Origin of the sequence: Pyrobaculum sp. (genome assembly GCF_049971835.1) — an archaeon.
Lineage (GTDB): Archaea > Thermoproteota > Thermoprotei > Thermoproteales > Thermoproteaceae > Pyrobaculum.
On sequence record NZ_JBMFKV010000046.1, the window covers coordinates 1 to 13,178 of the forward strand.

General features: G+C 59.8%; 11 protein-coding genes and 1 pseudogene. 6 read left to right on the forward strand and 6 right to left on the reverse strand.

Features of this window, described 5'->3' with window-relative positions; genetic code table 11:
* The coding region (locus ACP5J3_RS05700) for a hypothetical protein (protein ID WP_428494788.1) at positions 1-1,863 on the forward strand (1,863 nt) is incomplete at its 5' end.
* Here ACP5J3_RS05700 and ACP5J3_RS05705 read toward each other — a convergent pair.
* Complete coding sequence (locus tag ACP5J3_RS05705) at positions 1,823-2,059, reverse strand: hypothetical protein (protein WP_263243281.1); 237 nt, start codon at positions 2,057-2,059, stop codon at positions 1,823-1,825. The two genes, ACP5J3_RS05700 and ACP5J3_RS05705, sit on opposite strands and share 41 nt — an antisense overlap.
* 396 nt (positions 2,060-2,455) lie before the next feature.
* Positions 2,456-3,874, reverse strand: coding sequence for a zinc ribbon domain-containing protein (locus ACP5J3_RS05710; protein WP_428494789.1), 1,419 nt, complete (start codon positions 3,872-3,874; stop codon positions 2,456-2,458).
* 75 nt (positions 3,875-3,949) lie between these two features.
* Between ACP5J3_RS05710 and ACP5J3_RS05715 the strand changes: the two are divergent.
* Positions 3,950-4,207 (forward strand): annotated as a pseudogene (locus tag ACP5J3_RS05715) (S8 family serine peptidase); the annotation flags it as partial.
* Between the two features lie 61 nt (positions 4,208-4,268).
* The gene (locus ACP5J3_RS05720) at positions 4,269-5,516 is read left to right on the forward strand and encodes a 3-isopropylmalate dehydratase large subunit (RefSeq protein ID WP_428494790.1); all 1,248 of its coding nucleotides are present in this window, start codon (positions 4,269-4,271) and stop codon (positions 5,514-5,516) included.
* 80 nt (positions 5,517-5,596) lie between these two features.
* Here the strand turns inward: ACP5J3_RS05720 and argF are convergent, their stop codons facing one another.
* Both argF and lysS read right to left on the reverse strand, forming a co-directional pair.
* Complete coding sequence (gene argF / locus ACP5J3_RS05725; RefSeq protein WP_428494791.1) at positions 5,597-6,514, reverse strand: ornithine carbamoyltransferase; 918 nt, start codon at positions 6,512-6,514, stop codon at positions 5,597-5,599.
* A gap of 55 nt (positions 6,515-6,569) precedes the next feature.
* The gene (gene lysS, locus ACP5J3_RS05730; protein WP_428494792.1) at positions 6,570-8,000 is read right to left on the reverse strand and encodes a homocitrate synthase; all 1,431 of its coding nucleotides are present in this window, start codon (positions 7,998-8,000) and stop codon (positions 6,570-6,572) included.
* A 69-nt stretch (positions 8,001-8,069) separates the two neighbouring features.
* Here lysS and ACP5J3_RS05735 point away from each other — a divergent pair, with 69 nt between their 5' ends.
* Together ACP5J3_RS05735 and ACP5J3_RS05740 are read left to right on the forward strand one after the other, a co-directional pair.
* Complete coding sequence (locus ACP5J3_RS05735) at positions 8,070-9,857, forward strand: phosphoadenosine phosphosulfate reductase family protein (protein WP_428494793.1); 1,788 nt, start codon at positions 8,070-8,072, stop codon at positions 9,855-9,857.
* Entirely contained in the window at positions 9,847-10,314 is a 468-nt protein-coding gene (locus ACP5J3_RS05740; protein ID WP_428494794.1) for an archaemetzincin family Zn-dependent metalloprotease, read from the forward strand. Before ACP5J3_RS05735 ends, ACP5J3_RS05740 begins: the two co-directional genes overlap by 11 nt.
* Here ACP5J3_RS05740 and ACP5J3_RS05745 read toward each other — a convergent pair.
* On the reverse strand, positions 10,297-10,782 hold the full coding sequence (locus tag ACP5J3_RS05745) for a 3-isopropylmalate dehydratase small subunit (RefSeq protein ID WP_428494795.1): 486 nt from the start codon (positions 10,780-10,782) through the stop codon (positions 10,297-10,299). The two genes, ACP5J3_RS05740 and ACP5J3_RS05745, sit on opposite strands and share 18 nt — an antisense overlap.
* Before the next feature lie 66 nt (positions 10,783-10,848).
* Here ACP5J3_RS05745 and ACP5J3_RS05750 point away from each other — a divergent pair, with 66 nt between their 5' ends.
* Positions 10,849-12,009 carry a homocitrate synthase family protein gene (locus tag ACP5J3_RS05750; RefSeq protein ID WP_428494797.1) on the forward strand — a complete coding sequence of 387 codons (1,161 nt, stop codon included), beginning with the start codon at positions 10,849-10,851 and terminating at the stop codon, positions 12,007-12,009.
* A gap of 8 nt (positions 12,010-12,017) precedes the next feature.
* Here the strand turns inward: ACP5J3_RS05750 and ACP5J3_RS05755 are convergent.
* Positions 12,018-13,178, reverse strand: a 1,161-nt coding sequence (locus ACP5J3_RS05755) for a PaRep2b protein (protein WP_428494796.1), incomplete at its 5' end; no start/stop codon positions are given.

Below are 13,178 nucleotides of genomic sequence, written 5' to 3' on the forward strand. Positions count from 1 at the left end.
CCCTCCGCGGGACCGGGGATTGTGACTGTAAACATCAGAGTGGTGGCAAACGCGCTGAATGTCACGTGCCCTGTAAACGCCGTGCTTAGAGCCAGGTACAGATCCGCGGGGTCGGCCCTGACCGACGGCATGGAGAAGGTGGAGTACGACTCGGTTTACATACCGCCGTACCCCACCGCGGAGATCTCCGCGAGGGGAGTGGCATATATAGGCATCCCCAGCCAGCTGACGCTGGTAATTAAAAGCCCCTACGCCCTCACCGCCTCCGTCGCCGTCCAGGGCCAGGGGGCGAGGATCCTCTACCCCACGGGTCTGTACCGGATAAATGGCACCTACGCAGAGGTGCCCGTCGTGGCCATAGCCGACGGCCCCGCCGCAAGCCTCGTAGTCTCCATGCAGGCGAGGGATTGGCTGGGCAACCCCGTGGCGCTGACCTACACAGTCCCCCTCGCCGCGGCGCCCGCTCCGCCGCCTGTTCTCTACATCAGCCCCACCACCCTATACCTAAATAGGTTCAACAAGGTCAACGTCACGATCCAGCTTCCGGTAAACGCCGACGGGGTTGCAGTGGTGTCCGCGGCGGGCGCGGCGGCGCCGCAGTCCAGCTTCACAGTCCAGATCAGGGGCGGGAGGGGGAGCGCCCAGATCGACGTCTACCCCGTGGCCAGCGTGGTCACCTTCACGGCACAGGTCACCTACCAGACCCTCGGCGTGTCGAAGACAGAGCAGATAACCGCCACTGCCGCCACGCAACAGTCCGCGGGCGGCGCGGCGCGTGTGGAGGTGAGGCCCTCTAGGCTTATCTCCGGCGTAACCAACAACGTGACTCTAGCCGTCGCCGCGCCGGGGCCCTTCAACGCGTCTGTATCTGTCTCAAACGCCGCGGTTGACAAGCCCCAGCCCTACTACTTCGGCGGCGTGGGTAAGGCGGCGGCGAGCCTCCTGGTGACCCCACTGTCAAACCAGCCGGTCGTTATATCAGTCACAGTGTACCACAGTGCCGGTGTTGACCAGTACACAGTAAACCTCCCCGTAACCTCCTCTAGCATATTCACCGTCTTGCCCACGCCCTCCATTGTCAAGTCCGGCGGCAACCGCACCGTCGTCCTAACGGTAATCAACAGCGGCGACGTCGCGGTGCAGAAAGCCGTGGTCACGGTCTCCCCCGCCTCTGGCAACATACTCGCCTCCACCTACACCTTCCAGATAGGCCGCCTTGCCCCCCTCGACAGCGTACAGCTCCCCGTATCCTTCATAATCCCAGCTACCTACAGCGGCTCTGTAGCCCTGACCTACAACATAATCTACACCACCGAGCTTGGCACCACAAGCACCGCCCAGGGCACCATATACCTACAGGCTCTGCAGACGCCGGCGGTAAACATCACAAACATCTCCGTAGTCCCCACTACGCCAGAGCCCAGGAGGACCTTTTACATCTCGATAACAGTGGTAAACAAGGGCTTCACCCCCGTCACCAACCTTCAGGTAGAGGCGAGGGTGCCTAGGGGTATCAGGCCCGTGACGTCGCCCATATACTTCGCCGGCCAGCTGGACCCCCAGCAGACCACCACGATACCCCTCAGCTTCAACGCCACGGCGCCCGGCCAGTACCAGATAGACCTCGCCGTCTCCTACACAGATCAATACGGCAACTACTACACAATCCCCACCACCCTCACCATAACAGTGGCCAACGGCTCGCGGTTCTCCGCCCCCTTCCCACGGACGGGGGGCCCCGGCGCGGCGCAACAGCAGAGCGGCGCCAACACGCCGTGGGTATACGCCCTGGCGCCAGTACTCGCGGCGGCGGTGGCCGGAGCTATTTTCTATATGAGGAGACGTAGGACTTTAAAAAGCTGAGGAACTCCGCGGCCTCCTCTTCTGTGAAGTAGGCAACCCCCAGCCTCTCAGCCAGCTCCCTATCCCCGACAACCACGACAAACTTGCCCGAGATATCCCCCACGCCGTTTTTAGCAGAAGCCACCTCGACGCCCTCGATTCCGAGCTCCCTCCACTCCCGCGGCACATCTCCTCTAAATACGACAAGGAGAGACATGGCGCACGAAACACATCAATATTTAAACTTTACTTGGTCATCCCTGAGCTACAATGTAAGGCCGCGAGTCTTCACCCGCTCAGACTCGCCCTCGGCAGTCACAAATCCTCATGTTGCCCACGAGGTGGTGTTTTAAGCATTTAACCAGCCGCACTCCTCTAGACGTGCCAGTGTACTCCTGGCCCCGCCCGCTCTACAGGCCGGATGAGGGGTTGCTGGGGCTGCCCAACGTGAGGGAGTCGACCTATGCCCGGCGCGAGGGCGGCGCGGTTGTGTGCACCCTATGCCACAGGAGGTGCAGACTTAGCCACGGCGCCGTGGGGGCCTGCGGCATGCGTTTCAACCCAGGAGGGCGGCTCTACACTGCGGCCTACGGCCTCTTGACCGCCGCCGAGTCTACGCCGATGGAGCTGACCTCCTCCCCGCCCTGTGGAACGGCTCATGGGCGCCCTCGATCCCCGCCGAGATCACCGTCTCCTTGCCCGGCGGGATTATGGGGCTGGCCCGGGCCAGCACTGCGGGCCGCTGAGCTTGAATCGGCTGTTCTGCCATCAGCACCATAGTTGACCACTTCTCCAATTGTCTTTCATCCACTTCTGACAGCGCTTTCCTCACAGCCTCTGCGTACTTCGGCTCCAGCCTCTCCGCAACTTTTCTCAACATGTTGAGGACTGAGGCCACGTCTCTGTGGACCCAGTGCCCCCTCGGGCAGAGGCCTATCTTAGGCCCCGTCGGGAAGGAAAGCTTCTCGCCGTGCGCTGGACAGGTCTTGGAGTTTCTGTAGGCCGAGACCAACACGAACTTCAGGCCGCGTTCTGCGGCTTTATCCTTCACCTTCTCCACAACCGCCTTCATCGGAGTCTGCTTGACGCGGTGCCTGAGCTGCGGACTCCTTTTGCCCTTCTTGACCATCTCATCCTGCGGCTTCTCGCCCAAGTCCTCAGTGACGAGAATAGCGGGCTCCCTAGTCAGTTCATGCGCCGTCTTGTTTACTCTGTCACGCCTCCTATTCTTTTCTCTTAACTTCTTAACCCGCTTTCTGAACTTCCTGATCTGGGTGCCGGAGAGCTTCCTCCCGTTTATCTCAACGGAGAGCTCCTCGGCCCACTTCCTGCGTATCGCGTCGTACCTCCTTGCCAGCCTTCCGAAGTCGGTGCGGAATACCCTAATTGAAATAGGCTGTACCCACTCTCTGTTCCACCGGGCGACTCTGTCGACCGAAGCCTTCAAATCTACTCTAGCCGCTACGACTGTGTTTTCGTTCACGTCGAAAGCTGTGACCGCTACTGGCTCCTTCTCCCCCTCAGGCTCAATTTCGTATGTAAATATGACATAAACTTGATTTTTGACTCGTTTAAGGCGTATTGTACCGGCGCGCTTGGCCCTCCCAGTCCTGACAAGCCACTCGAAGAGCCAGAACCTCCTGTGCGGCCACAGCTCTACCACATGCCTCCCGGACATGAGCCTTATAGATAAAGCAGTCGCCGAGTTGAGGCGCCAAGCCCTCTCGTCTGTGTAGGGGGATACCTTTCTGATTTCCGGCGGCCTCCCGCCAGCCGTTGCCCAGGCGTTGTACGCCTCTACGGCGTCTTTCACCGCCTGCTGGGCGTATGCAAACGGCAGGCCTAGCCGTTTCACTGCATTTTTCACCTCATGCCACACGCGGAAGTAGCTGGCCCTCCTCCCGCCGTAGTTCTGTACCAGGTACTCCACCACGGCCTTCTTCGCCCTCCTATACGCCCTTTCCAGCTCAAGATAGTCGAGGAATTGGTTCCCGTCCAGCAGAAGCGGAACAGCGACAGAACGCCTAGCCACCATGAGTAAATTGACATCTCGTTAAAAACCCTACCCCGTCCTGAAGGGCGAGGTTTGTGGTAGCCGCATATCAGCAACATACTATCCACCTACCCAGGCGGGAGATATGCCTACATGTCTGGCACCTCCATGGCGACGCCACACGTAACAGGTGTCGTGGCGTTGATACAGGCGCTGAGGCTAGCCGCTGGTAAGCCCATGCTCACCCCAGACGAGGTTTACCAAGTAATCACCTCCACTGCCAAAGACATCGGGCCGCCTGGCTTTGACGTCTTCACGGGATACGGGCTGGTAGACGCCTACGCCGCCGCCACCGCCGCACTCAGCCGCTGAGAGAAACCCCACCCTTTTTCATCTGAAGACAACTTTTTTATATAGAAATCTACGGAGCTATATGCCAACCTGGACCGAGTACATATTCTACAAAAAAATTGGCCGCGCCCCCTCGCCAGGTGACGTTGTCGAGGTGGTGCCGGACCTCGTGGGGTTCCACGACTTGACTGGCTACCACGTTCTCGAAGTCCTGGAACACATGGGGAAGGTGGAGGTCTTCGATAAGGGCCGTGTAGTGGTGGCCTTTGACCACCTCTCGCCGGCGCCTAACCAGAGGGCGGCGGAGATCATGGTCTACATAAGAAAGCACGTCAAGTCGCTGGGTCTGCCCAACTTCTACGACGTGGGGGGCGGCATACTCCACCAGATAATACTGGAGAAGTACGCGCTTCCGGAACAAGTGATCTTCGCCGCCGACAGCCACACCAACACCGCCGGCGCCGTGGGCGCCTTCGCCCACGGCATGGGTGCCACGGACATAGCCGCCACGTTGAAGCTCGGCAAGACCTGGCTCGTGGTTCCCACGCCCTTTAGAGTAGACGTGGTTGGGGAGTTCCCCCTGGGCGTGGTGGGGAAGGACGTGGCCCTACACCTTCTGGCCCAGTTCGGGGCAGAGGGCTTCAACGGGTACTCCGTAGAGGTATTTGTAGAGAAGCCAAAGGCCTTCCCAATGGACGACAGGGCGACCGTGGCCAACATGTCCACTGAGATGGGCGCCGACGCCTTGATGTTCATCCCAGACTCAGTCACCGCCAGCTATCTAAAGACGGAGAGGGGAGTGGACTACACCCCGCCCAGCATAGAGCCCGGCAAATACGCCGACAAGTACACGGTGGAGCTCGGGAGGCTCGAGCCGCTGGTGGCCGCGCCATACAGCGTAGACAACGTAAAATCAGTGAGGGAAGTGGAGGGGGTAGAGGTGGATCAAGTGTTTATAGGTAGTTGCACCAACGGGCGGCTCAGCGACGTGGAGACAGCCGCCAAGATTCTGAAGGGCCGCCGGGTGAAGACCAGATGCATAGCCATACCCGCCAGCTATGAGATATTCAGGAGGGCTATGAAGCTCGGCTACATAGACATCCTGACTGAGGCAGGCTGTGTGGTAACCTACGGCACCTGCGGCCCCTGCCTCGGCGGACACTTCGGCGTCGCCGGGCCTGGCGAGGTGGTGGTGACGACGAGTAATAGAAACTTCAAGGGGAGGGTGGGGCACCCCGACTCTAAGGTATATCTAGCAAACCCCGCCGTCGCCGCAGCCGCGGCCGCCGAGGGGAAGATAGTAGATCCAAGACCGTACCTCAGAAGTTGAAAACCCCATAATTTAGATACGTAGCCCCGCCGCGCCCCACCCAGGTGCCCCACGCGGTTGCGGTGGCAGAGCGCCCGGCCTTATTTTAGGAGGTAGGCGAAGACGGCCTTTGCCGTGTGCATCCTGTTCTCCGCCTGGTCCCAGACGGCTGACTGGGGGCCGTCGATGACCTCGTCGGTTACCTCCTCGCCTCTGTGGGCCGGTAGGCAGTGTAGGAAGACGGCCCTCCTCCCCGCGATATCCATCACCCTCTGGTTGACCTGGTAGGGCTTTAGAAGGCGCCTCCTCTCCTCCGCCTCCTTTTCAAAGCCCATGGAGACCCAGACGTCTGTGTAGACCCCGTCCACGTCGGCCACCTCGTTTATTGAGTCTGTGAAGTAGATCCTGCCCCCGGTCTTGGAGAGGTCCTCGGCGAGTTCGTCCACCAGCTTCTGGTTCCACAGTTGCTTTGGCCCCACTAGCCTCACCTCCCAGCCCAGCTTGGCGCCTACAACCGCGAGGCTTGTGGCTACGTTGTTAGAGACGTCGCCTACAAAAGCCACCTTGACGTGGTGGAGCCGGCCGGCCCTCTCCCACAGCGTCAAGGCGTCTGCCAGGGCTTGGAGTGGGTGGTGTCGATCGGACAGCGCGTTTATCACCGGTATAGAGCTGTAGCGCGCCATTTCTTCAAGAGTCTCGTGTCTGTACACCCGGGCGGCGACGGCCGCGGCGTACCTCGACACGACCCTCATGGTGTCGGCGATGGTTTCCCCCCTCGCCAGCTGGAGCTCGCTCGGCGTGGTGTACACCGCTTGCATCCCCAGCTGAGCCGCCGCCGAGGTGAGAGACAGGCGGGTCCTCGTGCTGTGCTTCTCAAAATAGAGCAGTACAATTCTCCCTGGAAACAGAGGCGTGTAGACCTCCCCAGCCAGATACCGCGTCTTGAAATCCCTCGAGAGGCGCAGTAGGTACTCCACCTCATGCGGGGCGAACTCCATAAGCGTCAGCAGGTGCCTCATAGAGAGACAAACCCCCGGCTATTAAAAACGTTGATATGTATAGAAACCTTGTCCGCTATATAGTATGGGAGTTGACAGGTAGCTCTTTTAGAACTAGGCTTGTCAGCGTCGCCGCCACGCCCTTGATTTCTCTTATGTTTTCAATCACGCGGCTTAGCTCCTCCGCGTTTTCGGCGACAACCTTCACCACCACGTCGTAGTCGCCGGTGATCTCAGATACAGACACCACATTTTTCAACGCGGCGACCCGCCTAGCCACTGACGTGGTGTAGACGTTGTTCGCCACCTTCAGCCAGACGAAGGCCTCTATGTGTCTATTTACAATGGCCTTGAACTTCATATTTGTAACCCTCTCCAGAATCTCCAGGAGGTCCTCGTCTCTAAGTCTGGGCACGTTGCTCCTCTTCACCTCCTCCACAACCTTGTCGACGACATCCGGCGGCACGGAGACGCCCAGCCTCTCCAAGCGGTGCTGGACTGCCTTCCTCCCGCTGTACTTATCTAGGGAGAAGTCTCTAGCCCTCCCGACGACCTCCGGCGGGATGGGCTCGTAGGTCTCCGGGTTGGACAGCACACCTGCCTGGTGCACCCCCGCCTTGTGGGTGAAGGCGTTTTCCCCAGACACGGGGAAGGTGGGCATCAGCGTGATGCCGGTGGCCGCCTCGACCATGGCGGTGATCTCCGGTAGCTTTTCAAGCTTCACCAGCTTGACCCCCTTGTGGTAGTAGTAGGCGGCGGCGAAGACCTGAAGAGGCGTTATGCCCGCCCTCTCCCCAAGGCCGTTGACTGTGGTGTGCACCACGTCGGCCCCGCCCTCGACAGCCGCGAGGCTGTTGGCCACAGCCATGCCGAAGTCGTTGTGGGCGTGTATGTCTAACCCCACGTCGGGCACCGCGGCCTTCACCTTGGAGAAGTACTCCCGGGCCCTCTCCGGCGTGAACACGCCCACGGTGTCTGCGATGCTCACCCTGTCGGCCCCGGCGCCCCGGGCTACCTTCACCACCTGTACGAGGTAGTCCAGGTCGGCCCTAGACGCGTCCTCCGCCGTGAACCTCACAGACACCCCGTGGGACTTCACCATGGACACCATGTCCGCGATTACTGAGAGGGCCTCCTCCCTCGTCTTCCGGTGCTTGTACTTCAGGTGGATGTCGCTCACGCCGTAGAACACCGCCACCCGGTCGGGCTCCAGCGACGCCGCCGTCTCCAAATCCTGCTTAACCGCCCGGCTGTGCACCACAATCTCGCTCTGGATAGCCCCCTCCTTCTTCAGCTGGACAATCTTCTTAATGGCGGATTTAATGTCGGGGGCGACGTTGGGATCCCCCACCTCGATCATCCCGACGCCGATGTCGGACAGCGCCTTGGCGATCCTAACACGCCACTCTTCTGAAAATACGACGCCCGGCGTCTGCTCGCCCTCTCTCAGCGTGGAGTCGAGAATCTTGACCCTTCTTTCCCCGGGTGCATATATGGCGAAATCCACCTATTTATAAATCTTCGCCACGTATATAGAGTAGCTATAAAGCTTAATTTATACAGCTCGTATCCCCGAGTGCCTCTCTGGTGGTGCGAGGATTTAAACATCCCGGTGCTGGACCCCAAGAGGGCGGCGGATAGATGCAACGGCTTTATAGAAGTTAGGCTGACCCAGCCGGCCGATCCGAGGCCGGCTTTCCCCGCGGATATAGCCGCCACGAGAGAGGCAGTGGCCAACGAGCTGGGGGACTGGGAGCTCGCGGAGGTTCTGGTGCCCGGAGACGAGGTGGTTCTCTTAAACAAGATACCTGGCTACGCCGATCAGGCCGACGAGGTGGTGGTGAGGGGGAGGCTCGTCGGCCACAGGTTTTACGACGTGTTGGAGGGCCGGTGGAGGTTTAGGCCGCTGTACGAGGGGGTGGCCACGGCTCTAGACATGCGGAGGGGGTACTGGGCTGTTGTCGACATGGCGGAGCTCCCGGAGGGGTACGACATACATCCGGAGAGGGTGGTGGAGGGGCGCCTGCCGGAGGAGAAGTTTAGACATGTGGCGGTGGCCACCGCTGACGGCAGGACGCACGGCGTCGCGAAGCTCTTCCGGGGGAGGCGGCTCCACGTGGTCAAGTCGTGGCGGGCTAGGAGGCCGCTTCCGCCGGGGAGGCCCTCTTCTCTAGCCGAGGCCGCTGAGTTCAACCGAGAGTATATAGAGGCGAAGGCGGTGGAGGCGGCGGAGTTTATAAAATCCGTCGCGGCGAAGTACAGAAAGCCGGTGGTCGTGTCCTACTCCGGCGGGAAAGACAGCTTGGTCGCGCTGGATCTGACGGCGAGGAGCGGGGTGGCTTTCCTCATTTACTTCAACGACACGGGGCTGGAGCCCCCCGAGACGTATGAAAACTTGAAGGTGGTGGCCGAGAGATACGGCGTCGAGGTCGTCATTGGATCGGCGGGGTCGCGGTTCTGGGAGGCCATGGAGAGGTTCGGCCCGCCCGCGCGGGACTACAGATGGTGTTGCAAGGTTATTAAGCTGGGGCCCACGGCGGAGGCTCTCAAGTCGAGGTTCCCCGAGGGCTATATCAGCGTGGTTGGGCAGAGGGGGGCCGAGTCCTTCCAGAGGGCCAGGCTCCCCCGGGTGTCTCCAAGTAGGTGGGCCGCCGGCTCCATAGTGGCGGCGCCTCTGCAGGACTGGACGGCGCTGGAGGTGTGGCTTTACATATTCCTCCACAAGCTTCCGTACAACAAGGCGTATGAGAGAGGCTTCGACAGGCTGGGGTGCGTGGTGTGCCCTGCGAACGAGCTGGCAGAGCTGGAGCTTGTGAAGAGGAGCTATCCAGATGTCTACGACAGAATGGAAAAGGCGCTTAGGAGGCAGTACAGCGAGGAGGAGATCCGGTGGGGGCTCTGGAGGTGGCGGGGGAGGGTGCCGGGGGACATGGCCAGGTGGGTTAAAAACTACGAGGGCAAGCCGCTACCCGTCAGAATAGAGGTCGACGGCGGGACATTGAAAATACATATCGACGGCGAGCCGAATATGGAGACTCTGGGGGAGTTGCTGAAGATGATGGGGAGGGTTGAGGGCACGGCGGTCCACACAAAGAAGGGCGTCGTCAAGCTGGAGAGACTGGGGAGGCTGTGGCTTATCCACGGCGTCGACAGGAAAACCGCGCTGGACACCGCCGGCCTACTCGTGAGGTCTGCCATATGCGGCGACTGCGATCTCTGCGTGAGGTGGTGCCCCACCGGCGCCTTGAGGAGGACAGGCCCCGGCAGATCCTTCAAGGTGGACGAGAGCAAGTGCATCGGCTGTCTTATGTGTAGCGCCGCGTGTCCCGCCGCCCAGTACCTCGTCTATAGAAATGAGGCCTAGGCTAGTGGTGGCGGCCCCTCCGGGAGTTGGACCGCTGTTAGTGCCCGAATTTGAGGTAGAGTGGCGCACTGCAGAGATCTCATTTATTGAGTTTATAGAGCCAGCGAGGGGCCAGTGCAGAGCAGATAAACTCGTCGCCGCCCTCTCCAGCGGCGTCAGAGAGCCCACCGTCTACGTCGTGGACTGCGACGGCTACTACCCGGGGCTGAACTTCGTCTTTGGCCTCGCGGCGCCCGCCCTCAAGACGGCCGCCGTCTTCACGGCCAGGCTCAGGGGGCCCCGGTTCGAGGAGAGGCTAGTAAAAGAAATTACACACGAGGCAGGACACCTATACGGCCTCGGCCACTGCCAAAACCCTAGATGCGTAATGCACTTCAGCAATTCGTTGCTTGACACAGATTACAAATCCCCTTATTTCTGTGATAATTGTAGAAGACGTCTACTGAGATCTCTTTAGATAGCTGAGGAGTCCCCCTGCTTTCAGTATCTCAAGAGGCAGGCCTCTCAGCGGTTTGCCCACCACGACCTCGCCCGTCGTCAGGTTTTTTACAATCCCGCTTTCCACGTCCACCTCAAGCTCGTCTCCATCCCTTACCTTCTGCCTTATTCCGGGCGCTTGGAGAACTGGGAGCCCCACGTTGACAGCGTTTCGGAAGAATATCCTGGCGAAGCTCTCCGCCACCACGGCCAGCACCCCGGCGCCTTTCAGGGCCAGGGCCGCTTGTTCCCTCGACGAGCCCATGCCGAACGCCTTGCCGGCTACTAGGATCGCGCCTTTCGCTTTCTTGGGGAACTCAGGGTCGAGTGGCTCCATGGCGTGTTGGCCCAGCACTGCTGGGTCTGTGTATACTAGATATTTGGCAGGGATAATGACGTCTGTGTCGATTTTGTCGCCGTATGTAATTGCCCTCCCTCTAATCTTCATAGTGCGGCTAATAGGCGTGGGTATATATACATTCCTTGTGGGTGATATATAAGAGGAAAGATTTATATAGATGCAGATTTAGGCACATATGGCTTCGGGGCTCGTACAATAAGGATCTTCGACACAACTCTGAGAGACGGCGAGCAGATGCCCGGCGTCGCCCTATCCCCTGACGAGAAGCTCCAGATCGCCTTGGCGCTGGACGAGGCTGGTGTGGATATGATTGAGGCGGGCTTCGCCGCCGTTTCGAGAGACGAGAAGATGGCGATTAGGCAGATCTCTAAGGAGGTTTCCACCGCAAAGGTAGTCAGCCTAGCCAGGATGTCTAAGGCCGATGTGGACGCCGCGTTGGATGCCGACGTGGACATGGTCCACGTATTTATTGCGACTTCCGATATCCATCTGAAGTACAAGCTCGGCATCTCCAGGGAGGAGGCTCTTAGGAGGATAGAGGAGGTGGTGTCCTATACAAAGTCCCACGGCGTAGAGGTCTTGTTCAGCGCTGAGGACGCGACAAGGAGCGATTTGGAGTTTTTAGTGGAGGCTTACAGGAGGGCCATTGAGGCGGGGGCTGACGAGATAAATGTGCCGGACACCGTGGGGGTCATGACCCCCAGCAGAATGGCCTACCTAGTGAGGTACCTAAAGGAGCGTCTGCCCCCTGTGCCTATGCATGTGCACTGCCACGACGACTTCGGCATGGCCGTGGCCAACACGGTCACCGCTATTGAAAACGGCGCGGACGTGGCGCAGGTTGTGGTTAACAACTTCGGCGAGAGGGCGGGCAACGCGGCGCTGGAGGAGGTGGTGGCGGCGGTGCACTATCTCCTGGGCTTGAGGACTAATGTAAAGCTTGAGAAGCTGTACGGGCTGTCTCAGCTGGTTTCTAAGCTGTTCGGCGTGCCGGTCCCGCCTAACAAGGCGGTGGTGGGGGAGAACGCCTTTAGTCACGAGGCGGGTATCCACGTCCACGGGGTGTTGAACAACCCCTTCACCTACGAGCCCATGAGGCCTGAGGATGTGGGGAACAGAAGGAGGATTGTCTTGGGTAAGCACTCTGGTCGGCACTCCGTGGCGTGGGCGTTGAAGAACATCGGGGTGGAGCCGAGCGACGAGCTGGTGGACTACGTGCTGGACGCCGTCAAGGAGCTGGCTGTGAGGAAGGTGAGAGTTGACGAGGTGGTGCTTAGGGAGCTTGTGAATAGATACCGGAGAGGCGGCGCCTAAATACGGCGTTATATGTCGTGTATGCTTGTGAACACCGGCTCTAGGCGCATGAGGGCGTCTAGGGCGCCGCCGGTGAGTTTTATCTGTCTTTCTTCTCTGCGCCACTTCTCTACGCCTAGTGTTTTCAGCACTGCGGCTGTTCTTAGGTAGTCCGTCTCGCGTCCGCCCTCCTCGTGTATGATTACGTAGCCGTAGACCCTACCGCCGCTTTTGTAGAACTTTGCCTCCTTCTCCACCGCTACTTCGCTGTTCTCCTCAACCACCTTTGCCCGTATCATGATGACCAAGTGCTCCGTCTTCTTGCTCTTCTCTCTCCATGCCTCCACAGCCTCGACCCTCACCCTCACCCTCTTGCCCTCTACCTCAACTTCCTTCTCGATGGGCGGCTTTACGGTGCCCCACTGCTCTCCTTCGCGGAAGTACTCCTCCAGCCGCTGGCGCACCTCCACGCCCTTCGCCTCGGCCTCTTTTAGGAGCGCCTCCTTCAGCCGCTGGGCCCTCTCGTTGCCGCGGCTGGCGAGCCAGCCGATGTACCTAAGGCCGTCTACGGTAATGCGCACGAAGCCCCTCTCACCCTCTCTCGGCTCTCTGGCTGTGAAGTGTACTATGCACCAGTCGCTCTCGCAACGGCCCTCTAGGCCAAGCCCCCTTAGGAAGTTGACTGCCTTTGTAAAGGACTGGAGATCTCTGGGTTCGTAGACTACTTCTACAGCGCCGTTTTTCGTCAGCCATACGGAGAACCTGATATCGCCCCACTCTGGTACACCCCTCTCGAACTTCGCGGCTAGGCGGCTGTACGCCTCCTCTCCGATGGCACCAGCCTCTTTACACTTCTCCAAAAATTCCGCCACAGCCTTTCTAACAGCCTCGTGGACGGGGTCAGCGGCCAGCGCGTTGGTAGTTGCGGCTATTTGCCACACGTCGCGGCCGAGGGATTTGTCGTATTTCCTTTTCACCTCCGCCTTCACGCCCGTTGTCCTTAGTACAGCCGCCCTACGCTCAGCCTCGGCGCGGTCGGTTGTGCCGAAGTGGAGCTCCACGGTGTTGTCTTTCTGTAAGTATATTGGTAACTCAGCCTCCTCTCCGCCTAGCTTGATCACCAACTTGGCCCTCGGCCTCTTGCCCTCGGCGGTGAAGCCCTCTAGCCTCGCCTCCACGCCCACGACCTC